This window comes from Microlunatus endophyticus (assembly GCF_014646195.1).
GTDB classification, from domain to species: Bacteria; Actinomycetota; Actinomycetes; order Propionibacteriales; family Propionibacteriaceae; genus Microlunatus; species Microlunatus endophyticus.
In genome coordinates this window covers 92,499-118,158 of sequence record NZ_BMMZ01000003.1, presented here as the reverse complement: position 1 = coordinate 118,158, position 25,660 = coordinate 92,499, and the positions used below count along the sequence as shown (strand labels likewise).

23 protein-coding genes are annotated in these 25,660 nt (G+C 69.5%); 13 read left to right on the top strand and 10 right to left on the bottom strand.

Going from position 1 to position 25,660, the window contains the following annotated elements; translation table 11 throughout:
- The first annotated feature begins 3 nt into the window (after positions 1–3).
- Genes IEY07_RS07415 through IEY07_RS07405 form a run of 3 tightly spaced genes read left to right on the top strand, consistent with a single transcriptional unit; the run spans position 4 to position 1,906 of the window.
- On the top strand, positions 4–735 hold the full coding sequence (locus IEY07_RS07415) for a copper homeostasis protein CutC (protein WP_188894565.1): 732 nt from the start codon (positions 4–6) through the stop codon (positions 733–735).
- A complete protein-coding gene (locus IEY07_RS07410; RefSeq protein WP_188894564.1) occupies positions 735–1,007 on the top strand; it encodes a DUF4031 domain-containing protein in 273 nt (90 codons plus the stop codon). The genes IEY07_RS07415 and IEY07_RS07410 overlap by 1 nt, the downstream gene beginning before the upstream one ends.
- A gap of 38 nt (positions 1,008–1,045) precedes the next feature.
- A complete protein-coding gene (locus IEY07_RS07405) occupies positions 1,046–1,906 on the top strand; it encodes a S66 peptidase family protein (RefSeq protein ID WP_268239190.1) in 861 nt (286 codons plus the stop codon).
- A 92-nt stretch (positions 1,907–1,998) separates the two neighbouring features.
- Here IEY07_RS07405 and IEY07_RS24430 read toward each other — a convergent pair whose 3' ends face one another.
- The gene (locus IEY07_RS24430; protein WP_268239189.1) at positions 1,999–2,121 is read right to left on the bottom strand and encodes a hypothetical protein; all 123 of its coding nucleotides are present in this window, start codon (positions 2,119–2,121) and stop codon (positions 1,999–2,001) included.
- Here IEY07_RS24430 and IEY07_RS07400 point away from each other — a divergent pair.
- Positions 2,108–2,938, top strand: a complete 831-nt coding sequence (locus IEY07_RS07400; RefSeq protein WP_229669819.1) for a cytochrome c oxidase assembly protein — start codon at positions 2,108–2,110, stop codon at positions 2,936–2,938. The genes IEY07_RS24430 and IEY07_RS07400 overlap by 14 nt on opposite strands.
- 57 nt (positions 2,939–2,995) lie before the next feature.
- Here IEY07_RS07400 and IEY07_RS07395 read toward each other — a convergent pair whose 3' ends face one another.
- Positions 2,996–5,152, bottom strand: coding sequence for a HelD family protein (locus tag IEY07_RS07395; protein ID WP_188894562.1), 2,157 nt, complete (start codon positions 5,150–5,152; stop codon positions 2,996–2,998).
- Positions 5,153–5,284: 132 nt separating this feature from the next.
- Between IEY07_RS07395 and IEY07_RS07390 the strand changes: the two genes are divergently transcribed.
- The 5 genes from IEY07_RS07390 (at position 5,285) to IEY07_RS07370 (ending at position 9,608) form a co-directional block, all read left to right on the top strand.
- Complete coding sequence (locus tag IEY07_RS07390) at positions 5,285–5,845, top strand: NUDIX hydrolase (RefSeq protein WP_188894561.1); 561 nt, start codon at positions 5,285–5,287, stop codon at positions 5,843–5,845.
- Positions 5,846–5,893: 48 nt separating this feature from the next.
- Entirely contained in the window at positions 5,894–7,117 is a 1,224-nt protein-coding gene (locus IEY07_RS07385; protein ID WP_188894560.1) for a glycosyltransferase, read from the top strand.
- A gap of 85 nt (positions 7,118–7,202) precedes the next feature.
- Positions 7,203–7,604: a hypothetical protein gene (locus IEY07_RS07380; protein WP_188894559.1), complete on the top strand. Its 402-nt coding sequence runs from the start codon at positions 7,203–7,205 to the stop codon at positions 7,602–7,604.
- Between the two features lie 168 nt (positions 7,605–7,772).
- Entirely contained in the window at positions 7,773–9,092 is a 1,320-nt protein-coding gene (locus IEY07_RS07375; protein WP_188894558.1) for a hypothetical protein, read from the top strand.
- Between the two features lie 60 nt (positions 9,093–9,152).
- Positions 9,153–9,608 (top strand): hypothetical protein, encoded by a 456-nt coding sequence (locus IEY07_RS07370; protein WP_188894557.1) that lies wholly within the window; start codon positions 9,153–9,155, stop codon positions 9,606–9,608.
- Positions 9,609–9,611: 3 nt separating this feature from the next.
- Here the strand turns inward: IEY07_RS07370 and IEY07_RS07365 are convergent, their stop codons facing one another.
- From IEY07_RS07365 to IEY07_RS07335, 7 genes are all read right to left on the bottom strand, one after another.
- On the bottom strand, positions 9,612–11,249 hold the full coding sequence (locus IEY07_RS07365) for a DNA repair helicase XPB (RefSeq protein WP_188894556.1): 1,638 nt from the start codon (positions 11,247–11,249) through the stop codon (positions 9,612–9,614).
- Positions 11,250–11,316: 67 nt separating this feature from the next.
- Positions 11,317–12,249 carry a hypothetical protein gene (locus IEY07_RS07360; RefSeq protein WP_188894555.1) on the bottom strand — a complete coding sequence of 311 codons (933 nt, stop codon included), beginning with the start codon at positions 12,247–12,249 and terminating at the stop codon, positions 11,317–11,319.
- A 38-nt stretch (positions 12,250–12,287) separates the two neighbouring features.
- A complete protein-coding gene (locus IEY07_RS07355) occupies positions 12,288–14,567 on the bottom strand; it encodes a helicase-associated domain-containing protein (protein WP_188894554.1) in 2,280 nt (759 codons plus the stop codon).
- On the bottom strand, positions 14,503–15,432 hold the full coding sequence (locus tag IEY07_RS07350) for a hypothetical protein (RefSeq protein WP_188894553.1): 930 nt from the start codon (positions 15,430–15,432) through the stop codon (positions 14,503–14,505). The genes IEY07_RS07355 and IEY07_RS07350 overlap by 65 nt, the downstream gene beginning before the upstream one ends.
- 61 nt (positions 15,433–15,493) lie before the next feature.
- The gene (locus IEY07_RS07345) at positions 15,494–16,762 is read right to left on the bottom strand and encodes a PQQ-dependent sugar dehydrogenase (protein ID WP_188894552.1); all 1,269 of its coding nucleotides are present in this window, start codon (positions 16,760–16,762) and stop codon (positions 15,494–15,496) included.
- 68 nt (positions 16,763–16,830) lie between these two features.
- Positions 16,831–17,940, bottom strand: a complete 1,110-nt coding sequence (locus tag IEY07_RS07340) for a PQQ-dependent sugar dehydrogenase (protein ID WP_188894551.1) — start codon at positions 17,938–17,940, stop codon at positions 16,831–16,833.
- Positions 17,941–18,065: 125 nt separating this feature from the next.
- Positions 18,066–19,307, bottom strand: coding sequence for an MFS transporter (locus IEY07_RS07335; RefSeq protein WP_229669818.1), 1,242 nt, complete (start codon positions 19,305–19,307; stop codon positions 18,066–18,068).
- A 468-nt stretch (positions 19,308–19,775) separates the two neighbouring features.
- Here IEY07_RS07335 and IEY07_RS07330 point away from each other — a divergent pair, with 468 nt between their 5' ends.
- Positions 19,776–20,648: a LysR substrate-binding domain-containing protein gene (locus IEY07_RS07330; protein ID WP_188894550.1), complete on the top strand. Its 873-nt coding sequence runs from the start codon at positions 19,776–19,778 to the stop codon at positions 20,646–20,648.
- 29 nt (positions 20,649–20,677) lie between these two features.
- Here the strand turns inward: IEY07_RS07330 and IEY07_RS07325 are convergent, their stop codons facing one another.
- Positions 20,678–21,673: a quinone oxidoreductase family protein gene (locus IEY07_RS07325; protein ID WP_188894549.1), complete on the bottom strand. Its 996-nt coding sequence runs from the start codon at positions 21,671–21,673 to the stop codon at positions 20,678–20,680.
- A 116-nt stretch (positions 21,674–21,789) separates the two neighbouring features.
- Between IEY07_RS07325 and IEY07_RS07320 the strand changes: the two genes are divergently transcribed.
- The 3 genes from IEY07_RS07320 to IEY07_RS07310 all read left to right on the top strand — a co-directional run bounded on the left by IEY07_RS07320 (position 21,790) and on the right by IEY07_RS07310 (position 25,617).
- Positions 21,790–22,461, top strand: a complete 672-nt coding sequence (locus IEY07_RS07320) for a TetR/AcrR family transcriptional regulator (RefSeq protein WP_188894548.1) — start codon at positions 21,790–21,792, stop codon at positions 22,459–22,461.
- Positions 22,458–25,010 carry a family 78 glycoside hydrolase catalytic domain gene (locus tag IEY07_RS07315; protein WP_188894547.1) on the top strand — a complete coding sequence of 851 codons (2,553 nt, stop codon included), beginning with the start codon at positions 22,458–22,460 and terminating at the stop codon, positions 25,008–25,010. The genes IEY07_RS07320 and IEY07_RS07315 overlap by 4 nt, the downstream gene beginning before the upstream one ends.
- A gap of 190 nt (positions 25,011–25,200) precedes the next feature.
- Positions 25,201–25,617 carry a hypothetical protein gene (locus IEY07_RS07310; RefSeq protein ID WP_188894546.1) on the top strand — a complete coding sequence of 139 codons (417 nt, stop codon included), beginning with the start codon at positions 25,201–25,203 and terminating at the stop codon, positions 25,615–25,617.
- Positions 25,618–25,660 lie beyond the last annotated feature (43 nt).

The following is a 25,660-nucleotide window of genomic DNA, read 5'->3' as shown; positions in this document are numbered from 1 at the left end:
CGGATGGCCGGCCTGCTGGAGGTGATCGCGCTGCATGCTGCCGACGCCGAACGGGCGGAGGCGGGCGGTGCCGACCGCCTTGAGGTGGTCGGCACCATGGACAGCGACGGCTTGTCCCCGGAGCCGGCACTGATCGGCCAGCTCAGCCGGGTGACGTCGCTGCCGTTACGGGCGATGGTCCGGCTGCGCGAGGGCTTCAGCACCGACGGCGGAGAGATCGTCCGGTTGAAGGGGCTGGCGGCCGGCTACCTCGACGTCGGAGCCGAGGGGCTCGTGCTGGGCTTTCTCAACGGCTATACCGAGATCGACGTCGAGGTCGTCGCCGAGTTGATCAACGATCTCGACTGCCCGTGGACCTTCCACCGGGCGATCGACTCCTGCATCTCGCCGGATCGCGCCTGGCGCGACCTCCGTTCGCTGGCACGGCTGGACCAGGTGCTGACCGCGGGTTCGGCGCGCGGGGTCGAGGACGGTCTGGAGGATCTGCTGCGCAGGGCCGGCCAGGACGCGTTCGCCCGGAAGATGATCATGGCCGGTGGCGGCCTGAAGGCCGAGCACGTGCCCTGGTTGGCCAACGCCGGCGTGCGGGCCTTCCACATCGGCAGCTCGGCACGACCGACCGGATCCTTCAAGGCCTACGTCGATCCCGAGCTGGTCCGCAGCTGGCGGACCTTGATCGACAACGCCGTCGCCCATGCCAGCGGTCGTACCGATCAGCCCGGCGCAGCGGGCTGATGGCGATCTTCATCGACGCTCCGAACTGGCCGGGGCACGGCCGGTACTGGTCGCATCTGATCAGCGACCGGTCGTTCGCGGAGGTGCAGGAATTCGCCGACCGGCTGGGGATTCCGCGCCGGGCGTTCGACGGTGATCATTACGACATCCCCGGGGAGCGTTTCGAGGAGTGCCTGGCGGCAGGAGCCGTACGCTGCCGGTCCCATGACCTGGTCGTGAAACTGAATGCGGCCGGACTGCGAAGGAGAAAACGATCACGACTCGCGCTCTGAGCTCCCGCACCTGGCCCGCCTCGATCGGCGCCGGGTCGGTGATCGGGCTGGTCGCACCCAGTGGCCCGATGGCACCGGATCGGATCGACGCAGGCATCGAGAACCTCGAGGCCTGGGGTTTCGAGGTGCGTGCCGGCAAGCATCTCTACGACCGGCATCCCCGGTTGAGCTATCTCGCCGGATTCGATCAGGAACGAGCCGCGGACCTGCAGGCGACCTGGACCGATCCGGACGTCTCCGCGGTCTGGTGCGCCCGCGGCGGCTACGGCGCCCAGCGGATGATCGACCTGCTGGACTTCGACGCGCTCCGGGCCGCGGGACCCAAGCACCTCATCGGCTTCTCCGACATCACCGCCCTGCACACCCGGATCGGCCGCGAGCTCGATCAGGTGACGATCCACGGCCCGGTCGGCACCGGCACGCAACTGGCGGATGCACCGTCGGCCGAAGCGTTGCGGTCGCTGATCCTGCGGCAACCCGGACCGGGCGCGACCCTGCTCACCGGTAAGCCGCTGGTCCCGGGCTCCGCGACCGGCCGACTGATCGGTGGCAACCTGGCACTGATCGCCGGCGATCTCGGGATCGAGCCCGCGCCCGACGAGCCGAGTGTGGTGATCATCGAGGACGTCGGTGAGTCCGGATACCGGCTGGACCGGATGCTCACCTCGCTGCGCCGGGCCGGATGGTTCGAGTCGGTCACCGGTGTCGTGCTGGGCGACTTCACCGAGGCCGATGACGACGACCTGGTGGCCGCGGTGCTGGCCGATCGGCTGGCCGACCTCGGCGTCCCGGTCCTGCAGCGGGCGGTATTCGGGCACGGGGACTGCAACCTGGCGCTGCCCCTGGGTGCGGTGGTCGATCTGGATGCCGCGGCCGGGACTGTACGCCTGGCCGCGTGAGTCGGGCAGCTGGGTCTGGCGGCTGGGCCCGGCAGCTGGATCGGGCGAACGCCGGGTCCTGGCACCAGGCTGTGGCCCCGGGACCGGCGACACTACGGCCGTCCCGGGTCGATCGATAGAATCACCGGGTCCATCCATTCCGGCAGGAGCCCCAGCACGCCAACCGCAGCACAGTTCTTCAGCACCTTCAGCTTCCAGCCGGTGCCGGCGATCATGATCATCCTGCTGGCCGGCGGCTATCTGGGCGCGGCGGTGATCGGCGTCCGACGGGGCGTGGGCGTCGTCTGGCCGGCGGTGCTGGCGTTCCTGGCTGGGCTGGCGCTCTACGGCTGGGCCTGTTTCGGCTTCCTGGGCGTCTATTCCGCCCAGTTGCGGTGGGCCTTCAGCACCCGGATCGCGATCATGCTGGTCGTCGCACCGTGGCTGCTCGGGCTCGGCCGGCCGGTTGCGGTGGCCCAGGCGGCCCTCGCCGAGCGCGGCCGCGCCGGACTCGACCGCTTCCTGCAGTCGCGCCCGATGCGGATCGTCGGGTTCGCCGGCTTCGAGCCGCTCTTCACCCTGGCCTTCCTGCTGGTCTTCCTGACTCCGGCTGCCGGGTTCCTGCGCACCGTGCCCGCCGCCGAAGCCGGTGTCAGCATTCTGGTTCCCCTGATCGGGCTACTGATGGTGACGCCGATCGCCGAGGACACCCGGCCGTACGCGACCTATTTCGTCGGTCTGGAATTCCTGATCGCCTTCATCGCGCTGGTCGCCGACGCGATCCCCGGCCTGGTGTTGCGGCTGACCGACACGATCTATGACGGTGTCGCCAGCGCCGGTACGGCGCCGGGATGGTTCCAGACCAGGCTCCAGGACCAGCACCTGTCCGGGGACATCCTGTGGTGCCTGGGCGAGGCGGCCGACCTGCCGATCCTGGCGATCCTGTTCGTCCGCTGGGCGCGCATCGACCGGCGCGAGTCGAAGGCGGTCGACGACCTCAGCGACGAGGAGTTCGAGCGGCTGAGCCGGGAGCATCTGCGCCAGGGCCGTTGACCGCAGATCGCTCAGGGACCGTCGACAGGCCCAGGGACTTCGACAGGCTCAGGGACCTTACGCGGCGACCTGGTCCTGCGGATCCAACTCCGACGGCAGCGGCTCGGTGTGCACGATCTGCAAGGACGTGACCGCTCGGGTCAGGCAGACGTAGAGCCGGCGCAGGCCGGTGACTCGGTCGGGCTCCCCGGCGACGATGGCGGCCGGTTCGAAGAGCACCACGTGGTCGAATTCCAGGCCCTTCGCGATGGACGCCGGTACCACGTCGACCCGCCGGGTCAGTGCTTCGTCGACCGGTTCGCCGTCCTCGGTCTCGGTGATGCTGCGGCCCAGGACGGCGTAGGAGATCCGATGATCGCCCAGGGCGGTCTCCACCGCGGCCAGCCGGGCGTCGGGGGTGATCAGCCCGATGCTGCCCTCGCTCTCCAGCGCGACGGCGACGGCCCGGGCGAGATCGTCGGCCGGGGCGGCGCTGGTGATCATCACCAGATCGCCACGGGTGCGGCGTACCGAATGCGGGGGTGTGAGCTCGGGTGCGATGTCCGGCAGCAGCCGGGCGGCGAATTCGATCACCGCGGCCGGCACCCGGAAACCGGCCACCAGTTCCTCGACCACGGCCTCCGGCTTGCCCAGATGGCCGAGACTGTCGGACCAGGACGTGGTCGCCCAGGGCGTGGTCGCCTGGGCAAGATCACCGAGCACCGTCACCGAACCGGTGCTGGCCCGGCGACCGACCGCGCGCAACTGCATCGCCGACAGGTCCTGGGCCTCGTCGATGATCACGTGGCCGAGGCTCGGGGTCCGGTTCAGCTGATCGGCGGCCTCGTCCACCAGGACGATCTCGGCGACCGACCACTTGTGGGATTTCACCGACCGGCCCGGTTTGGCGAGCGATACGCGTTGCTGCTCGGCCTCGGTCAGCAGTCCCTCGGCATGGGCGGCCAGGAACTCGGGCTCGCTGAGCAGCCGGAGCACCAGCTTGGCGGCATCGAGCGTCGGCCAGAGCTGTTCGGCGTACGCCTTCACCGGCTTGCTGCGCGCCACCGCGTTCTGCACGCGGTCATCGGGTGAGTCGCCGTCGGCCTCCATCCGCAGCAGCACCTGGTGGGCCAGCCGCTGCGGCAGCATGTCGCGGCCTGCTGCGTATCGGACGCCGCGCGCCTTGATCGTGGCGACCATCTCGTCGGCCAGATAGGCAGCCACCCGCCACTGGTGCGAGCCGCGCGGCACGACCAGGGTCCCGGTCGCCGGTCGCAGGTGGCTCCACACCGCGCGCCGGATCACCTCGGCCATCCGGGCATCGCCCTTGATCACTGCCGAGGCAGCATCCTCCAGCCGTCCGGCCTTCAGGCCGGTCGCCCGGCTGACCAGCGCCTCGACGGTGGTCTGGGTAGCATCGATCTCACCCAGCGCCGGAAGCACGTCGGCGATGTAGGACAGGAAGCTGTCGTTCGGCCCGACCACCAGCACGCCCTGGCGGGACAGCTGGTCGCGGAACGCATAGAGCAGGTACGCCGCCCGGTGCAGCCCGACAGCGGTCTTCCCGGTGCCGGGAGCACCCTGGACGCAGACGGACCGGCTGAGCTCGGTCCGGACGATGACGTCCTGCTCCGGCTGGATGGTGGCGACGATGTCGCGCATCGGCCCGGTACGGGGCCGTTCGATCTCCGATTCGAGGATGTCGGAGTTGTTCAGGGTGTCACCGGCCAGCAGCTTCTCGTCCTCGTACGCGGTCAGCGAGCCGGCGGAGAAGCCGAACCGGCGTCGCAGTGCGACGTCCATCGGCTGGTCCCGGGTGGCCTGGTAGAAGGGCAGCGAGATCGGCGCCCGCCAGTCGATCACCATCGGCTCGCCGCCCGCCTCGCCGGTGATGTGCCGGCGGCCGATGTAGAGCCGGGCCGGTAGGTCGGACCGCTGGTAGTCCAGCCGGCCGAAGAACAGCGGCACGGTCGGGTCGTCCTGGAGGGATTGGACCCGGCGGTAGAGGGCCTGTTTGAGGTGCTCGGTCGAGACATTCGGGCCCTCGCTGACCGCCGCGGCACCGACGGCGTTGAGACCGCCCACCCGCTCGCGCATCAGGGCCAACGCGGCCCGGGACTCGGCCAGATGCCGCCGCTCGGCTTCCAGGGCCGGGTCGAGCTCGGCGTCGGGGTGGCGATCCCCAGGGGAGTCGGCCGGGGAATCGGTGGTGTCGGGTTGACTGGTTCCGGGCATGCAGAGACACTCCGATGCTGGTCGGGTGGCGAAAAGGGAGCGTCGGGACGTTACTCCCCGGTTGCGCCAACGGCAACTGCTTTTCCGCCGGCCGCCCTATTGCGAGTTCCGGGCCCCGGCTAGCCTCGGCCTGTGACCGTCCCGCCGCGCCCGTTCGTGATCCCCGATGACCCGGCCGACCGGCTCTGGCGGCGGCGTACCGCCGCGCGGGTGATCGTCGTCGATCACCAGGACCGGATCCTGCTGCTGCAGGACACCGATCCGGGCTATCCGGATCAGCACTGGTGGGTGACTCCCGGAGGCGGTATCGATCCGGGTGAGACCGAGCGGCAGGCCGCCGTACGGGAGATCGCCGAGGAGACCGGCCTGGTGATCGCCGAATCCGATCTGGTCGGACCGGTCGCGCACCGGCTGGTGCGGCACGGCTACTCCGACCAGGTGCTCGAGCAACGGGAGGCGTTCTTCCTGGTCCGGGTGCAGCACTTCGTCCCGGACGACTCGGACTTCACCGAGGAGGAGAAGGTCACCATCGCCGGCAGCCGATGGTGGACGCCCGCGGAGGTGCAGGCCGCGGTCGATTCGGAGTGGATCTGGCCGCGGTCGCTGCTGGAGCTGGTCGCCCATGCAGGCAGGATCGGCGCCGAACCGATCGACCTGGGGCTGGTCACCGACGAGTCGACGCGTCCGGTCTGAGGTCCTGCGGCTGAGAGCGATCTGAATCGCGGTGTTCACCGGGAGGTCGTGACTCGGCAGGATGTCGGCCGCCGGACCGTTTTCCACCACTCCGTACGCTGCGAGCATGACCCCGATCAGGTCCACCGGGTGAATCCGATGCGGATCGCGCTCGTCACCGAGACCTGGGTCCCCGCCGTCGACGGAGTCGTGACCCGACTGCGCGTGACGATCGCCGAGCTCGTCCGGCGCGGGCACCAGGTGCTGCTGATCGCGCCCTCCGGCCACGGCACGTCCGAGCATCCGGACGGCGTCACGGTCGTCGAGGCGCCGTCGGTCGCATCACGGTTCGTGTCCGACGGCCGCCGCTTCGGAGTGCCGTTGCGCGGGCCGGTCCGCCGGGCGCTGCAGGAGTTCCGACCGGATGTGGTGCACGTGCTCAGCCCTTACATCCTCTGCCGGCCGGCGATCACCGCGGCGCGGCAGCTGTCGGTGCCGGTGGTCGGTTCCTTCCACTACCACCTGCCCGATGCCGCGCGGTCGACCGGGCTCGGGCTGCTGTCGCGGCCGTTGTGGGCCTATCTGCGTCACCAGCACGGCCATGCCGACCACACCCTGGCGACCTCGCACGCGATGGTGCAGGTGATGCGCGAGCTGCAGGTCGGGCCGGTTTCGCTATGGCCGTTCGGTGTCGATCTGCAGCGCTTCACGCCGCTGCGTCGTACGCCCTCGGCCCGCCGTGCTCTGGTCGGCGACCGGGAAACGACGATCGCGCTCTACGTCGGCCGGCTCGCCCCGGAGAAAGGGGTCGAACGGCTTGTCCCGCTGGCCCACGACCCGCGGATCACGCTGGTGGTCGTCGGCGACGGGCAGTTGCGGCCGCGGTTGGAGCGCGAACTCAGCGGAACCGGCGCCGTGCTGACCGGCTGGCTGTCGGGCGATGCGCTGGCCGATGCGTACGCTGCAGCGGACGTCTTCACCTTTCCCAGCGATTCCGAGACCCTCGGATTCGTCCTGATCGAGGCGCTGGCCTCCGGTCTGCCGGCGCTGGCGGCCGACAGTGCGCCGACTGCGGAGATCCTCGGCGATTCTGGCGCCGGGGTGCTCCTCCGGCGGCCTCAGTGGGCAGGCGCTGCGGAGCTGGTCGCCCGGCTCGGACGCGGGTCCGGGCGATCACGGGCCGCCGCTGCCGCCCGTTCCCGGGCCAGCGGCTGGGACTGGTCGGCTGCGACCGACAGCCTGCTCGACGTCTACCGCAGCCTGGTCGGGTCCGAACCGGTGCTGGTCGGATAACAACTCCGCAGCATTGCCGCGTCGGGTTGTGGATTGACGGAAGATGGCAGTCAAACTTGTTACTGAAGTTGCACAGGAGACTGCTGTGACTGAGGTGTCGAGCTATTCCCAAGGGGGACCGATGCGGGAGACCGTCAATCCGCTGTTGCTGCAGGTGCTGCACCGACGCCGGATGCTGCGGGGGGTGCGCTGGAGCGCGACCGCCTGGGTGATCTTCGGCGGGCTGCACATCGCGGTCTGGTGGTTCGCCTTCGAGCACACCCCGGACGGCTGGCCGCGTGGCCTGCTCGGTGCGGCGGTCTGGCCGCTGTTGCTGATCGCGACCGCCAGCTTCATCACCCTGGTCGTCTACGGCACCCGCTGGCTGCTGTCCCCGATCGAGGCGCCGGCGGACGACTGGTTGGAGCGTGCGGTCGCAACCGAACCCGGCATCGACCGGGATGCGGCCGACGACGGCGAGCCGACGATCGTCGGACTGCGCGCCTGACCTCGGCGGCGCCCGAGTCGCGAGTGACCCGCAAGCTCAAGCTTTGAGGCTCCGGTGTCCGGCCTCGGCGTGTGGCCCCGCAGGGTCAAGGGTTGAGATTCGGTCGAGGGTCCCAGCGGCGAAACAGCAGGGCCGGTCGGGTTGGGGCGTCGTGGTTACAGTGTGCGGGTGATTCTCCGCCGCCGGACCATCGCAGCAGCCCTGATCAGTGGCGCTCTGACTGCTTCCATCCTGTTGGCCGCCTGCAGCGGCGGCAGCGACGGCGCCGGCACTCCCGCGCCGAGCCCGGCCGGACCGGCGACGGTTGCCTCCCTTCCGGCCGGATCTGGCACCGGATCGCCATCCGCGAGCGTGCCGCCGCCGAAGGCGCCCGGCTCCTCAGACGTGTCGCTGGGCGATCTGGACACCAAGAACTTCAGCTACGCCGGGGGCTGCGGATTCGAGTTGCCGGCGCCGCCGATCGCCCTGGTCGACGGCCGGCAGAGGCACCAGACGCCGGCCTTCGACGGTCATTCCAGTAGGGCGACCTGGTCCTCGAGCACCGAGGTCACCCTCGCCGGCCGGCCCTACCTGGTGGTCCAACTGCGGTGCGCGGTCGGGTCGACCCGCTACGTCGGCGCCCACCTGGTCGGCCTCGCCGATCACAAGCCGACCGATCTGGGCATCATCGCCACCGGAACCAAGATCACCATCCGCGCGAAGCATGACCAGCTCGCGGTCAGCACTGCGTACCCGACCATCAAAGATGATCATGTCGGTCCGACCGGACATTCGTCGTACGCGATCACGATGGCCGGGCTGACACCGGTCAGGTTGTACGCCGGCGAGCACGCCGCGCAGATCGACCGTGCGATCGCGAAGCTCCCGGCACACGGCTATGACGCCGGACTGGTCGGCATCAGCGGCTATGCCGACGACCCGAGTGACACGAGCTGGGTGGTCGGGCTGCTGGACCGACCGGGACGGGTGCTGACCGCCGAGCTGCTCGGCGGCGGTTACGACTCGGGGCTGTGTTGGAAGGCGACGATCTACACCCAGGCGAGTGAGAAGCTCGGCCACAAACACCTTGCCTACAACGGAAATGACGGCGGCACCGGGACGGCGATCGACCTGTCCGCGCCGAGCAAGGCGACCACTGGAGTTCGGGGCACGACCGACTTCCCGGTCACTGAATCCACGCCCGGCCTGTTGATTCCGGCCAACGGCGTTGTCCCGGCTCTTGCGACCGCGACGACCGAGACCGCGGCCAACGGCCAGGGCGACGCGGTGGTGACCACCAAGGCGCCTGCCGACGCCGTCCTGGACATCGAGCACTTCGGTGCCGCGTCGGGCAGCGAGTATTCGCTCCCGGTCGGCGCGTTCGCGACCGCCGACGGCAAGATCGCAATGACCGGGGCCTGGTACAACGATCCGGTCGACAAGAGCAACGCGGCCTTCGGCATGCGGCCGATCGTCGACCCGGCCGATCTCGGCGAGAAGACCTGCTGAATCTGTGAGCGACGGCCCGGGCCCAGCGGTCGTTGACCCGGGCGTCCCTACCATCGGTGCATGCGATTGCAGTTCGAGATCAGTGCCGCTGATGCGGAACTGTCCGACCCGATTCCCGCCGACCAGGCCGCCGCACTGGTCGAGCGGATCCGGGATCGGCTCACGGTTGCGGGATTGTCGGTCTCGGTCGGCTCCGACGAGGCGTCGGTCTCCCCGGGCGAGGCCGACTGGGAGCTCCTGACGCCCGTGGAACAAGAGGAGGGCGGATTCACCTACCCGGAGCTGTTGGTGGACGGTCCCGCCGACATCGCGGTGAGTGTGTTCAAGCGGTCGGTCTTCTTCAGCTCGGATCCCGGTTTCGGCGACGAGCAGCTCGCCGCCGCACAGGTGGTCACCGCTGTCCGGGCCCTTGATGGTCTGGTCCCGGTCCCGGCAGACGTCAGGGCAGAACTGACCGAGCGCGCCGCACAGCTCGGGATGGGCCGCCAGTGGTCACCCCGCAGTGGTCACCCCTAGCGGTCAGACTGCGTCGGCAGCGTCGAGGATCCGGTAGGCGTACCCCTGCTCGGCCAGGAAACGCTGCCGGTGCTGGGCGAAGTCGGCATCGACGGTGTCCCGGGCGACCACCGCGTAGAAGCGTGCGGTCGTGCCCGAACCCTTCGGGCGCAACAGCCGGCCGAGTCGCTGGGCCTCCTCCTGCCGGGACCCGAACGCGCCGGAAACCTGGATCGCAACCTGGGCGCTGGGCAGATCGATGGAGAAGTTGGCGACCTTGCTGACCACCAGCAGATCGATCTCGCCGGACCGGAACTGCTCGTACAACTTCTCCCGCTGTCGTACGGTGGTCTCGCCCTTGATCAACGGCGCGCCGAGCCGCTCGGCAAGATCATCGAGCTGGTCGACGTACTGACCGATCACCAGGGTCGGCTGGCCGCGGTGCTTGTTGACAAGATCGACAACGACCTCGGTCTTCGACTCCGCGGTCGAGGCCAGCCGGTATTTCACGTCCTCCTCGGCGATCGCGTACGTCATCCGCTCCTCATCGGTCAACGTGACCCGTACCTCGACACAGTCGGCGGGAGCGATGTAGCCCTGTTGTTCGAGGTCCTTCCAAGGAGCGTCGTAGCGTTTGGGCCCGATCAGGGAGAAGACATCGCCCTCGCGGCCGTCCTCCCGGACGAGTGTCGCCGTCAGACCGAGCCGCCGGCGGGCCTGCAGATCCGCGGTCATCCGGAACACCGGCGCCGGCAGCAGGTGCACCTCGTCGTAGATGATCAAGCCCCAGTCCCGGGCATCGAAAAGCTCCAGGTGCGGATGGATCCCGCCGCGCTTGGTGGTGATCACCTGATAGGTGGCGATGGTGACCGGACGGATCTCCTTGCGGGCACCGGAGTATTCGCCGATCTCGTCGGCGGTCAGTGACGTCCGGCGCACCAGCTCGTCCTTCCACTGCCGCGCCGACACGGTGTTGGTGACCAAGATCAACGTGGTCGCCTTGGCAGCGGCCATCGACGCCGCGCCGACGACCGTCTTCCCCGCGCCACAGGGCAGCACGACCACACCCGATCCGCCGTGCCAGAACGACTCAGCGGCCTCCTTCTGGTAGGGCCGCAGGTGCCAGCCCTGCTCGGCCAGGTCGATCGCGTGCGCCTCGCCGTCGACATAACCGGCCAGGTCCTCGGCCGGCCAGCCGAGCTTGAGCAGAACCTGCTTGAGATGGCCGCGTTCGGACGGGTGCACAACGACCGTGTCGTCGTCGATCTTCGCTCCCAGCAGTCCCTTGACCCGGGCGCTCTTGGTGACCTCGGTGAGCACCGCGCGATCGGTGCTGACCAGCACCAGCCCGTGGGTCGGGTGCTTCTCGATCCGCAGCCGGCCGTAGCGGTCCATGGTGTCGGCGACGTCGACCAGCAGCGAGCTCGGCACCGGGTAGCGGCTGTAGGTCAGCAGCACGTCGACGACCTGCTCGGCGTCGTGTCCGGCGGCGCGGGCATTCCACAGACCGAGCGGGGTCAGCCGGTAGGTGTGGATGTGCTCGGGTGCCCGCTCGAGCTCGGCGAACGGAGCGATCGCGATCCGGCAGGCGGGTGCGTCAGGATGGTCGACTTCCAGGAGCAGGGTGCGGTCGGACTGGACCACGAGCGGGCCTTGGCTCATAGCGTTCGAGCGTACTCGGCGCCGCCGACAGCCCCGGAGCGTCCTCGGTCGTTCGTCGCGGATCGGGCTATGGCCCGGGGACGCCCGATCGGGCGGTCGCCGGTCCGGGCGCCGAGTCCGGGTCGCCGGGAACGACCGGCTTGACCGGTGGCCCGGTCTGCGGCGGTGCGCTGCTGAGCGCAGCGGTCTCCGGCTGGACCGGTGACGCAGTCGGAGTCTGGCCGGGTGTCGGGGGCTGACCGGGTGTCGGGGTCTGGCCTGGCGTTGGGGTCTGGCCCGGCGCCGGCGGGGTGGACTGGATCGGCGTCGGGGACGGCCGGGTCGTCGGGCTGGTCGTGGGCCTCGGGTGGCTCGTCGGACGGCTCGGCGGGGTCGGACTCGGAGCCGGCGGTCGATCGACGACCAGCGCGTTGCCGGGCCGTCCGCGGGTGCCGTCGAGAGCGACGGCGTTGACCCGGATGAAATGCGAGGTCATGTCGTCGTTGAACCAGTCGATCGTCAGTTCCAAGCCGGCGGTTTCGCCGACCGGGATGCCGTTGAGCGTGGCGTGGTAGTACGCGACGGTCCCGGCTCGTCGGCCGGCCAGGTCGGTATCGGCCGGCGGGGACACCGGATTCCAGCGGATCGTGATCGAGTCGTGGTCGGCCTGGATCACCCGCAGTCCTCGGACAGCCGCTGGTCTCAGGTCTGCGCCGGGCAGTTGCTCACCGTTCGGGAGGCGCTGACCGACCGGCAGGCGACTGTCGGGATCCGTACGACGCCCCGAGGCGGACGAGTCGGGCGCAGACGAGTCGGGTGCAGCGGGGATCGGTGACGACGCGTCGGCGGTCGGGGCGGGTGAGGACGCAGGCAGGATCCCGGACCGGCTGCTCGCCCCGGGTTGCACCGGGACTGCAGCGTCCAGAGTCGACAGCGACCGATCGGCCACGATCCAGAGCGCCACGACACCGCAGGCGCACAGGACGATGACCAGCAGGCGCCGGATCGTCGTCTCGCGCATTTGCGCGAAGTCTATGTCGGGCCGGATCGCGCAGGCGGTTAATTCGGCGGGTCGCCGAGGAGAACACCGGAGATTCGTGCGATCGGCACCGAGACCGTCTCACCGGTGCCGGGATCCACGCCGTGCACGGCGCCGTCACCGACCCGCTGGACGCGCAGCTCGCGGGTCGACGGACGGCCGTTGCCGTCGACCAGTCCGAGGCGTACGACCTCGGCCCGCTCGGCTGCCCGACGCAGAGACTCCAGGCCGTCGTCGACCGACGCCCCGGCGCCGGCCGGCGGGCGCGGCAGCCGGCGGTCGGCCGCCAGTACCGCAGCGGCGATCTCCTCGGCCGCGGCCTGTCGACGCTCGGGTGGATCCGGGCGGCGGCTGCCGGCCCGGCGCGGCGGGCGGGTGGTCAGCAGTCGGCCCTGATCGTCCTCGGCCGCAGGTTTGAGGCCCAGTCCGCGGAGTGCCTGGACCACCTCCTCGGGATCGGCACCCGACACCAGGACGCCTGGGGCGATCGAGCGCAGCTGGAGCCGCGCCGCCTCGGGATGGGCCAGGATGGCGGCCTGCTGGGCGGGGTCCTCGATCCGCAGGTAACTCGCCGCGCCGCCGACCCGGACAGTGCCGTGCTGCCGGGCGACGTCGTCGATCAGATAACGCAGGGGTTGCGGGATCCCGGTCGCCGAGTGCCGGATCAGCCAGTCGCTGATCTCGGCGGCGGCCCAACCCGAGTCGAATCCGCGGCGCACCGAGCCGGGGCTGAATCGATAGACCGCACCGCCGCCCCGGGACTCCTGGTCGGCCAGGAGCCGCAAGGTGCTGGCCACGGCCGCCTCCAGTGGGCCCTGGGCGATCGCGGTCAGGTCGGACTGGATGATCACTCGGTCCAGCGGCTCGGGGAACAGCCCGGCGAGGTCGTCGGGGACCGGACGATCGTCGAGCACCGCGGGCAGCAGATCGGTGACCGCACCCAGCGCGGTCAGCCCGAGCCAGGTCGCTTCCTGCCAGGTCCAGCCGATCACCACCGCGAGCTGCTGGGCGTGCCGGCCCGCCGATGGCCGGTGCCAGGCCGTGACCTCGGCAAGATCGTCGACGTTGATCACGGTTCCGACGCCGGCGGAGGCCGCGGCGTTCATGATCAGTCGCCGGTTGTCGGGTGCGCGGGGCGCAACCGCCTCGGCGCTGAGCGGGTGCGACTCGACGGTCGAGGAGAAGTAGCGGTCGGCATCCCGCCAGGCCGTTGCCAGTCGTAGCCAGCGGTCCGGGCCCGGCAGGGTCACCCAGCGGTCGAATTCGGTGGTCGGCAGCACCGTGATCCGGTCGGGGCTGCCGATCAGTCCGGCCGCGGAGGCGGCCTCCAGCAGGAATCCGGTGTAGTCGACCCGGCCGTCCAACGCCCTGCTGATCGCCTGGACGTCGCGGGTCGAGATCCCCGAGTCCCGCAGGAGTCGCCGCGGGTGGGCGTCGAGGTCGGAGATGATCAACTCGGCGTCGTGGACGATCTCGTTGGCCGCGCCGGCTGATGCCGATCGGATGACCGTCCGGCTCGCTGCCCGCCCGGTGATCATCGGCGCGGCCGGCGACACCGGCTCGGGGCCGAGCAAGTAGTCCGATGTCGCGGACCGCAGCCGCAGCGCCACCTCCTGGGGCATGATCACGGTGTCGCGGTCCAGGGGCCGGAGCAATCGGTGCGCGAGCAGCAACTCGACCGGGGTGCGGGCATCGGCGACCCGGATCGTCCGGTCGGCGTTGCGGACGGTTCCGGTCGGCGGGCCCCAGAGCAACCTGTCGAGCACCGGCCGGACCTGATCGCCGGCCGCCGCCAGCGCGGTGTCGATCTGCCGGTCGGTCAGGGGGTGGGGGGAGGGCGGTGCCAGCCCGGCCGGATAGCTTCCGAAATGATCACGGGCGGCACGGACCAGATGAAGATCAGCATCGGTACCCCAGAGCAGTGCCCGGCGGCGCAGGTCCTCGATGGCGCCGCTGATCGCCGGCCGCGGCCTGCCGACGAGTCCGCGAAGATCGTCGATCGTCGCGCCGTCGGCGAGGACGGCCAGCCCCCCGGCGATCGCCAGCTGCCAGGCATTCAGTGCCTCGATCGCCCGGCCGATCGAGACCGACGTGGTCGCTTGGCTGACGAGTTCGCCGATGTGGCGGGGAAGCGGATAGCCGAGATCGGGCCGGAGCCGGAACAGTTCGGTCAGTTGATCTTGATCGAGAGCTCGCAGTGCCTCGGTCAGCGTACGCGCCGGCGTCACTGCGAAGTCATCGTCCGGACGGCGGCCACTGCTGTTGATCATGGCGGGGCTGCCCGGGCGCCGGTTGATCATGACGGGGTTGGTAGTCGCGCGGGAGCTGGGGATAGCCGCCGGGATTCCCGGGACCGGGTCCGCCGCCGAGATTCTTGAGCTCGGTGTTCACCAGGACCAGGATCAGCACGATCATCAGCAGCGAGCCGAGCAGCGTCCAGGTCGACAGCAGCCGATACCAGTCGCCGAAGGTGCCGAAGTTGCTGATCGTCGTAATGGTCGCGATCAGCAACACCACGACGGAGACGACGGTGAATGCCGTCAGGATGCGGCGCCGGGCGTAGCGGGCCCGAGCGGATAGGACGAAGCCGACTGCGAAGGCGAACGGTGCGACGATCCAGAAGATCGAGATCGCCAGCACGATGATCGCGCCCGGCGGCGTCGCTCGGAACAAGGTCGGCGGCGGCTGCCGCGGTGCGGGCGCTGCCGGCCCGGGCCCGAACCAGCCAGGCGTGCCGGGTGCCGGCAACCCGTTCGGAGCCGAGGGCGGCGCCGAGTGCAGTGTCATCGGATCGGTGGGCAGTGCCGTCGGGACGCTGCTGGGCGGCCCCCAGGGCGCCGGTGCAGCAGTGCCGGCCGGTGGGCCGGTCGGTGGCCGCCAGTGGGCCGCGCCCCAGGCGCCGCCACCGCCACCCGACTGGGTCATGGCGTCGGAATCCACTTCGAAGGGTTGATGCGGATCCCGCTGCTCGCCGCCGATCGACGGCACCAGCGTGGCCAACGGCGCCGTCTGCTGCTGCGGCTCGCCGAAATACGGCTGCTCAGCCGGCGCGGTGGGCGGCTCGGGCGGTGGGTCGGCCTGGGACAGCGGAGGAGCGTCCGCCTCGCGGAACTCCGCCGGCGGTTCCAGCGGGGCGTATTCCGGCCCGTCCTCCCAGGTAGCCATGCCGGACAGTCTATTTGCTGGCCGGCCCAGCATCAGCAGGGCGGTGGCCCGCCGGCAACCGTCAGGTCACCGAGAGCTCGATGATCCGGTCGTCGCCCGACTCCGGGGTGGTCCGGCCGTCTGTATTGCTGGTGGTGATCAACAGCGTGTGATCGTCCAGGGCGATCACGCTCCGCAGCCGGCCGAAGCGGTCCTTCAGGAAGTCTTCGGGCGGACCTGCGGTGTGGGCGCCGTCCAAGGGGATCCGCCACAACCGCTCGCCCTTCAGCGCGGCCATCCAGATCGACCCGCCGGCATAGGCGATCCCGCTCGGCGAATCTTCCTCGGTGCCCCACTGGGCCACTGGCGAGGTGTATTTCGCGATGTCAGTCTTCCCTTGGGTGGCCGGCCAGCCGTAATTGTGGCCCTTCTTGATCAGGTTGAGTTCGTCGACGTCCCGGTCACCGAATTCGGAGGCCCACAGCCGGCCCGCCGGGTCCCAGGCCAGCCCCTGGACGTTGCGGTGCCCGTAGGTCCAGACCAGCGAATCCGGGTCCGGGTTGCCCGGGGCCGGTGCTCCCGATGGGGTCATCCGCAGGATCTTGCCGCCCAGCGACGACTTGTCCTGGGACAGTTCTGGCACTCCGGACTCGCCGGTGGTCGCGTACAACATTCCGTCCGGGCCGAACGCCAGCCGTCCGCCGTTGTGGTGCAGTCCGTGCGGGATGCCTGTGACGATCACGTGCAGCCCGTGCAGCTGATGGCCGGGCTTCGCCGTCGGGTCGTAGGTCAGCCGGGCGATCCGGTTGTCGTTGTCGGTGGAGTAGTAGACGTACAGCCGGTGGTCGTGGGCGAAATCGGGGGACAGGACGAGACCGAGCAGCCCGGCCTCGCCGCCCTGGTCGCCGTTGGATCGGGCCTGGCTGATCTCGCCGACCGGCGTCTTGTGGCCGGTCTTCAGATTGACCCGGGTGATCGTGCGGGTGTCGCGGGAGGTGACCAGCAGCTCGTTGCCCGGCAGCAGCGCCAGGCCCCAGGGGACGTTGAGTCCCTCCGCGACCGTACGCACCACCCGTACGGACCCGTGCACCGGGGCTGCGGTCGGACTGGCGGAGGCCTTCGTGGGTGATGGGGTCGGGGAGGGCGACTTCGAGGGGCCGGTCGGCGACGGTGTAGTCGACGGTGTAGTCGGCGACGGTGTAGTCGACGACGGTGTAGTTGCCGACGGGGTCTTGGTGGTCGGGGAACCGGTGGCCGACGGCGTGCCGGCGGGTCCAGCACCGGAGCAGCCGGCCAGCGCCAGCGCGATCGCCGTCGCTGTGGACAACACGGCTGTACGCGCCCGCTTCATGCCGCCAGCCTGTTCATGCCCAGCCTTTTCATGCCCAGCCTTTTCATGCCTCCAGCCTCTTCATACCGTCAGCGTACGGACACCTCGATGATCCGGTCGTCGGAGCGGCCCGGGGTGGCCCGGCCGTCGGTGTTGCTGGTGGTGATCAGCAGCTTGCCGGGGCTGAGTCGCAGTACGCCGCGGATCCGGCCGTACTTGCCGACCAGGAACGCCTTGGGCGTGCCGGCTTTCGCGCCGTGCATGGGGATCCGCCAGAGTCGCTCGCCCTTCAGCGCGGCCATCCAGATCGTGTTGTTGGTGTAGGCGATCCCGCTCGGGCTGTCGACCTCGGTGCCCCACTGGGCGACCGGGCTGGTGTAGCCCTTGTGGCTGGTCTTGCCCTGGGTAGCCGGCCAGCCGTAGTTGTGGCCCTTCTTGATCAGGTTCAGTTCGTCGGCCTTCCGATCGCCGAATTCGGAGGCCCACAACCGTCCGGACGGGTCCCAGGAGAGGCCCTGGACATTGCGGTGCCCGTAGCTCCACACCGACGATCCCTTGAACGGATTGTTCGGTGCAGGCTTGCCGTAGCGGGTGATACGCAGGATCTTGCCGCCGAGCGACGTCTTCTTCTGCGGCAGCGAGGTGTTCTCGGCGTCACCGGTGGTGACGTACAACATGCCGCCCGGGCTGAATCTGAGTTGGCCGCCGTTGTGGTGCAGCCCGTGCGGGATACCTGCCTTGATCACGTGCGGTCTGCCCAGCTGGTGGTACGGAGCGCGGTTCGGGTAGTAATGCACCCTGGCCACCCGATTGTCCTTGGCGGTCGAGTAATACACGTAGAGCACGTGGGTCTTGCTGAACTGCGGATCCACCGCGATGCCCAGCAGGCCGCCCTCGCCACCGGCCGACGGATCGGACCGTGCGGGTTTGATCTTGCCGATGGTGTGGAAGGTCCCGGTCCGGACATTCACCCAGCGGATCAGGTGGGTGTCGCGCTCGGTGTAGACGATCTTGTTGTCGGAGAGTTTGGCCAAGCCCCAGGGCACGTTCTGACCTTTGACCAGGGTGCGCAGGACCTTGACGGATCCGGTCGCGGCCTGCGCCGCCGGCAGGCCGGCCGGCCCGACGCCGGTCAGCAGCGCAGCTGCCGTGACAGCCGCAACGGAACCGGCCAGGAGTTTCTTCGGCTTGGTGATCATGATCGACCTCGATCCGGATCGACGGTGGTCTGCTCCCGATACCCGGGTCAGGCTACTCCGAAGCGCAGATGGGCCCGCTCAGCCAGGCTGGTCGGTCGGGCTGAGCGGACCCGGGAGCTCCAGGCTCAGCGATGCACGATCTGCAGCGGCATCCGGCTGCGGCTGACGCTGACGGTCAGCTTGGACTGCCGGGCCATGGCCAAGCCGGCGCCGACCGCGGCCAGGCCGACAATGCTGCCGCAGAGCAGCATCGTGCTCTGGACCCCGATCCGGTCGATCACGACACCGACGATCGGGCCGCCGATCGCCTGGCAGCCGAGCAGCATCAGCAGATAGACGCTCATCACCCGGCCGCGGACCGCATGGGGAGCGGTCATCTGGACCAGCGAATTGGCGCTGGTCATGAAGAGCAGGCTCATCATGCCGATGCCGACCAGGGTCAGGCAGAACAGCGGCTCCCAGCCGAACCGGGAGGCCAGGATCAGGCCGATGCCCAGGCCACCGAGCGCGCTGACCAGGAAGCGCAGCCGGGGGCTGTCCGTACGACGTGCCGAATACAGCGCACCGGCCAGAGAACCGACGGCGACCAGGGTGTTGAAGAGGCTGTAGCCGCCGACCCCGCCGGGGAAGACGTTGGTGGCGAAGGCGGTCAACAGGACCGGCATGTTGGTGCCGAACAGGGCCAGCGCGGTGACCAGCACGATGGTCCACAGCACCTCAGGCGTACGGCGGATGTAGCCGAGGCCCTCGCTCAACTGGCGGGCGATGGAGACCGATTGGGCCGGCTTCGCCGCGACTGCCGACGGCACCTTCATGATGCCTAGCAGGGTCACGACCAGCAGGCACGCGCCGCTGTTGATCAGGAACGACGGTCCCTGGCCGATGGCATGGATCAGGATGCCGGAGATGGCGGGCCCGATCAGGCCGCCGAGCTGGAAGACCGAGGAATTCAGGCTGACCGCGTTGCGGATGTAGTCGCGCCCGACCAGGTCGGAGACGAAGGCCTGCCGGGTCGGATTGTCCACCACGGTGACGAAGCCGAGCATCACCGCGATGGCGAAGACATGCCAGGCCTGGACGACGCCGGTGATCGCCAGCACGCCGAGCAGGGCGGCCATGGACGCTGCGACCGACTGGGTGACCATCAGCACCCGCCGCTTGGGCAGCCGGTCGGCGACCAGCCCGCCGAACATCCCGAAGAACAGTACCGGCAGGAACTGGCAGGCGACGGTGATCCCGACGGCCGCCGCGCTGCCGGTCAGCTGGCTGATCATCCAGTCCTGGGCGATGCGCTGCATCCACAGCCCGGTCGTGGCCACGATCTGGCTGCCGAAGTAGATCCGGTAGTTCAGGACCTGAAGAGCCACGAAGCTCTTCGGCCACCGGGAAGCCTCCGGCGCGGCGCCGGGCTCGGCAACCGCCAGCTTCCCGACGGGGTTTCCGATCTGGTCCGCTACGGGATCATCGGATAGACGGACAGGTACACGGCGTTCTGCGGGCACCGCGGACACGAAGCAATCACCAAACTCTGATCAAATACCACTGGCTGCACTTAAGCACTTCTCACTCGGCCTCGGTCATGGCGACGTGCGGTCAGACGGTCGCAGCCCGTGATCCAGCCTGCTCAGCAGGCGGTGGGCAGGTCACATCGACGACACCGGAAGGTCTGGAACCGGCGATCGATGGGGTGGGATCGGATAGATCCGCGAAGGTCCGAACCGTGAGGCTCTGACGACAACACTAAACGGTCACTGATTATTGCCCCGCATCATTGAGACTATATCTATCATTGGGTGTCGTAATGGCTCTGTACGGAGCCCGGCGAGGGGGCGACAGTGGCGGACGAACAGACCTTCGATCCGGTGTTGCTGCGCACCTATCTTGCCGTGGTCGAGGGGCTGAGCTTCACCCGGGCCGCCGAGCAGCTCGGGCTCAGCCAGCCGACCGTGTCCCAGCACGTCCGCCGGCTCGAGCAAGCAGCCGGCCGCCAGCTGGTCTCCCGGGACACCCGGACCGTACGGCTGACCGACAACGGCGAGGCGATGGCCGGCTTCGCCCGGACGATCCTGGCCGCCAACGACGAGGCGATCGCCTATTTCCGCGGCTCGGCGATGTCCGGCCGGCTGCGATTCGGTGCCGCCGACGAACTGGCGCTGAGCGAGTTGCCGCACATCCTGCGCGACTTCCGCCAGCTCTATCCCAAGATCAACCTCGAGCTCACGGTGACCCAGTCCGGCGTTCTGCAGCGCCGGCTGCTGGCCAACCACCTGGATCTGATCTTCATCAACCAGGAGCCGGACACCGATCGCGGCCGGCTGGTGCGGCGGGATCGGCTGGTGTGGGTCGGTCTGGACAAGATGGAGATCGATCCGGACCAGCCGGTGCCGTTGATCACCTACTACGCGCCCAGCTACAGCCGCAGCGCCGCGATCAGTGCCCTGGAGGGTGTCGGCCGGACCTGGCGGATCACCTGCAACACCCGTGAGATCAACGCGGTGCTGGCGGCCACCCGGGCGGGGCTCGGACTGTGCGTGCTGGCCCAGAGCCGGGTGCCGGGTGATCTGCGGGTGGTCAGCGGCCGGTACGACCTGCCGGTGCTGCCCGATGTCGAGATGGCGCTGGTGGACAATCCGCGCGCTCCGCGGGAACCGGTCGAGGCGCTCAGCCGTGCCATCCACAACCTGCCGCTGGCGCCCCTGCGGCCGTAGTGATCACGACCGCTGATCATGCCCGGTGATCATGCTCGCCGGTCGGGCGTGAGCACGATCCGGCCGTCGAGCGTCCGACTCTGCATCCGCTCGTGCGCGATAGCCGCCTCGGAGAACGGCAGCGTCTCGATCTCGATGTCAGCCAATCCGGCGGCCGCCGCCTCGAGCGCGGCGTCGAGAGCCGGTCGGACGACCTCCGGGTGGGTCGGCAGATAGACCCCGGCGTTGAAGCCGGCGACGGTGAGGCTGCCGAACCACAGATCGTTGGTCGGGATCTGATGGGCCCAGTCGCCGCTCGCATTGCCCGCGGCGATCAATCGGCCACCCGGTCGCAGCAGACCGAGGCTGGCGGTGCGGACCGGTCCGCCGACCGGATCGACGACGACATCGAACCGCTCGTCGCGGAAAGCACCCGGTAGGTCCGCGGAGTCGACGATCGCGTCGTACGGCAACCGAGTGCGCCGGGCCGCGGCCAGCTTGCCGGTCCGGACGGTTCCGACCACCCGGGCGGCGCCGAGCTGCCGCGCGATGCCGGGGAAGGCGGCCGAGAATCCGCCGAGCGCACCATGGACCAGGACGCTCTCGCCGTCGGCCAGCCGGGCGATCCGGGTCAGGGCGACATGGGCCATCGCGGCGTTCGGCACCACGGAGACCGAAAGCGCCGGATCGAGGTCGTACGCGTCCAGCGAGGCGACCAGCGACTCGGCCGCCAGGTACACCTCGGCGTACCCGCCGATGCCGCCGCCGGAAGACGTCGAGACGACGGGTTCGCCGACCCGGAACCGGGTCGCCCCCTCGCCGATGGCCCGGACCGTGCCCGCGACCTCGAGTCCCGGCACGAACGGCGGCTGCGGCATCCCGGGACGGTCGCGATAGGCGCCCTGGCGGAAGAAGAGGTCGATCAGTCCGACGGCAGCATGGCTGACATCGATCGCGATCTGGCCGGGACCCGGTGCGGGATCGGGAAGTTCGGCGACGACGAGCACGTCGGGATCGCCGAACCGGGTGGCTTGGACGGCCTGCATGGGAGCTTCTTTCCGGGGGTGCGACGCGGGACATTTAACGCACCTCATGATGCGTTATGACACACAGTAGCACTGTCGTACGGATAGCGCACACTGTGATGCGTTACATTGGGCCGATGCGCGACCGGGCCCGATCTGTCGAGGACAAGGCACAGCGCTCGGAGGATCTCCTCGATGCCGCGGAGTCTTTGGCGGTCGAACTGGGCGGGGTCCGTTTCGTGACTGTCGCCGCGGTGACGGAGCGGGCCGGACTGCACCGGACCGGCGTACGGCGCTATTACGCGAGCAGGGAGGAACTCTTCCTCGAGCTGGCCGAGCGCGGCTGGCAGCGATGGCGTGACGCGGTCACCGCCTCGGTGGCGGGCCGGAGCGGTCTCCGGCCGGGCGAGGTCGCCGCCGTGATGGCTGAGACGATCGCTGCGCTGCCGGTCTTCTGCGATCTGCTCTCCCATGTGGCCATGAGCCTCGAGGGCGATGTCGATCTGGAACGAGCGCGACGGTACAAGACCAATTCGTTCCGCGCCCACGATGACCTGATCGAGGCACTGGACCGTGCCAGCACGATGACTGTCGAAGAATTGCAGGCACTGGCGGCGGCGGCCGGTGCGTTCGCGGCCGGCTTCTGGCAGGTCTCTCACCCGACCCCGACGTTGGCCCGGCTCTACGCGGAAGTGCCGGAGTGGGGTCACGTCGCCCTCGACTTCGGCCCGCGCCTGAACCTGTTGCTCCGGGCGACGGCAGTCGGGCTGGTCCACACCGACGAGCGGACTGCCGAGGATCCCCGATGATCAGTTCCGGGGACGAGCCCGCTCGGCCGTACGGCCTGATGGCCGACCTGCAGCACGAACCGGTCGGCGTCGACACGGTTGCGCCGAGACTGTCCTGGATCGTCCCGGCCGTCGGAGACGGCATGCAGCGGATGTACCGGATCCAGGTCGCCGGGTCACCCACGTCGTTCGACCGGCCGGTCTGGGACAGCGGGCCCGTCGATTCACCGGCATCGGTCGCCGTCGGTTACCGCGGGCCCCAGCTGCGTCCATCCACGCCGTACTGGTGGCGGGTGGCGGTGGAGACGTCCGAGCCCGGCGACTGGTCGGAGCCGGCGCGCTTCGTGACCAGGATCTCCGACTGGGGCGGTGAGCCGATCTGGGGACCGGAGACCGACAGCCCCTGGGTCCTGCTGCGGACCGAATTCGATCTTCCCGACCGGACCGTCCTTGCCGCCTACGTCGAGGCGGCCGGCCTGTCGCCGGAAGGCGGTCCGACCGAGCGCGGCATCGAGGGCGGGCGGCAGTACGTCTACAAGCTCTGGGCCAACGGCTCGGTGGTGGGACGGGGCAGTGTTCGTGCCAGCGACGACCGGGCGCGCTACCAGACCCATGACGTGACCAGGATCGTCCGGCCCGGACGCAACGCGCTGGCCGCGCTGTGCTGGGCCGAGCACGGCCGTCAGTTCGTCGCCCGGCTGGTCGTGGTGTTCGCCGACGGCGACCGGATCGAGGTGCCGACGACGGTCGTCTGGAGGACGCTCGGCGGGTCGCGATTGCTGCCAGGGTCCGAGGACATCGGCGGCGGCTGGTATCGCGCACCGCAGGAGGATTGGGACCTGCGGCACGAACCGGTCGGCTGGACGCAGCCGGGTTTCGATGATCATGACTGGACGCCTGCCGTCGCCGCGGCAACGCTGCCCGCTCCGGCGCCCGCGATCACCTCGATCGAGCAGCAGGTCCACGCACCCGTACGGGCCGAGCGGCAGGCGCCGGGCCGCTGGTTCGTCGATCTCGGACGGGAGCTCGTCGGCGGGATCCGGCTCGACGTGTCCGGCCGTGCCGGCGACCGGGTGATCATCCGGCTCGGTGAGGAGCTCGAGCACGGACGCGTACGCTTCCGGTTGCGAACCGGCAACGTGTACTCCGACACCTGGACACTGCGGGACGGACCGCAATCGGTTGAGCACTGGGGATTCCGGGCCTTTCGGTATGTCGAGCTGGAGTGCGATCCCGATCTTGATCTGAGCCAGGCCGTGTCGCCGGTCGTGCTGCGCGCGCCCTACGTCGGCGGCGGCTCGTTCCGATCGTCCGATCCCGATCTGGACCGGGTCTGGGAGCTGTGCCGCTGCACCATCGAGGCCACCTCGCTGGACCTGTACCTGGACACCCCGGCGCGGGAACGCGGCCCCTACGAGGGCGACGCGTATGTCAACCAGCTGTCCCAGTACGCCGTCGAGCGCAGCTACGCGCTGGCCAGATATTCCGGCGAGTATCTGACCCGGCGGCCGACCTGGCCGGCCGAGTACCACCTGATGCCGGTGCTGATCGGCTGGCAGGACTATCTGACCACCGGCGACGACCGGCAGCTGCGGAGCGACTTCGAACTGTGGGAGTCGCTGGACTACGACCGTTTCCTCGGCGACGACGGGCTGCTGCACAAACCGCCGATCGCCTCCGGCTGGGACGCCGAGCTGGTCGACTGGCCCCCGGTCTTCCGGGACGACTACGAGTTCACCGAGGTCAACACGGCGCTCAACGCGTTCCAGTGCGCCGCCCACGCCGCCCTGACCGACATCGCCATGGTGATCGACCGGCCGCAGGACGCCGATCGCTATCGCGACCTGGCGGCGCGGATGCGTGCTGCGATCACCGCGCGGCTGCTCGACGACGTCGCCTACCGGGACGGGCTGGGCTCGGGCCATCATGCCCAGCATGCAACCGCGATCCCGGTCGCACTGGGCATCGCACCCGTCGACCGCCTGCCGGGACTCGGCGCCTGGCTGGCCGGTGGTGGCGTGCGGGTGAGCATTTATGCCGTCCAGTTCCTCCTCGACGCGCTGTTTCGGGCCGGATTCGTCAACGAGGCGGCCAGAATACTCACAGCGACCGGGCCGTCGAGCTGGCTGCACGTCATCGATGATCTCGGGGCGACGCTCGCACCGGAGGCCTGGGACCCGGAGCTGAAGCCCAACATGACCTTCTCGCACGCCTGGGGATCGGCGCCGGTCAACGTGGTCGCCCGCTGGATCCTCGGTGTCAGGCCCGAGGCACCAGGAGCTGCCAGGATCGTTGTCGAGCCCCGGCCCGGACCGCTCGCGACGATGTCGGGAACGGTCCCGACGATCCGCGGCCCGGTCGAGGTCGAGCTCGATCGCGCCGCGGGCACCCTGGCGATCATGGTGCCCACCAACACCCGGGCGCGGATCGTGCTGCACAAGTCGGAGTTGGGGCTCGCCGGCCCGTTGACGGTCACTTCGGCCGGCCACCCGATCGCGTCCATCGGATCGGGTGATCTTGTCGAGGTTCCCGACGTCGGACCGGGTGAAGTGGTCGTCGCAAGCGCCTGAGATTGAGGCTGTGCATCCAGGTGCACGCGCCGATGGCCCCGCCGTGCTGGATCATGATCGGATGACGGAGCCCACCCGAGGACAAGCGGACCCGGCCGGCCTTCAGACCGGACCGCGTCATCCGCGGAGTGTTCTTCGCCGAGGTGGCGCTGGTCGTCCGGAAACCGCGGCGGTGGCGATGAAGGCCGGCGTGACCCGTCGTGCCGGAATCTGGTCACTCCTGAGACGGCGCGCCTTCCTGCCCGCATTGTTCTTTTCCATCGCGGGACTGTCCGGCCTGTTCTTCGGCACGCAATCGTTGCCGTTCGCGCCGCAGGAGACCGGGAGCGCGACGGCCACCGTGATCGAGTCGGCACTGTGTCATGGCTACCAGGACCCGGCCACGGCGACCTTCACGGTTGGTGGCACCACCTATCGCGGTGACGTCTCCTGCAGCCACCACGTCGGGGACCGGGTCCAGATCTGCTACGACCCCACCGATCCGTATCACAACGGTGACACCACGGGCCGTGTCGTCCAACGATACGGAGCCGGCCTGTTCCTGACGCTTATGGCGCTGCTCACCTGGAGGCCGCCGCGGTGGCTGCGGAGCCGCAGGAACCGATAGCAGCGACCAAAGTCTGTTGGGCAGCATTGGGTGAACTCGATAC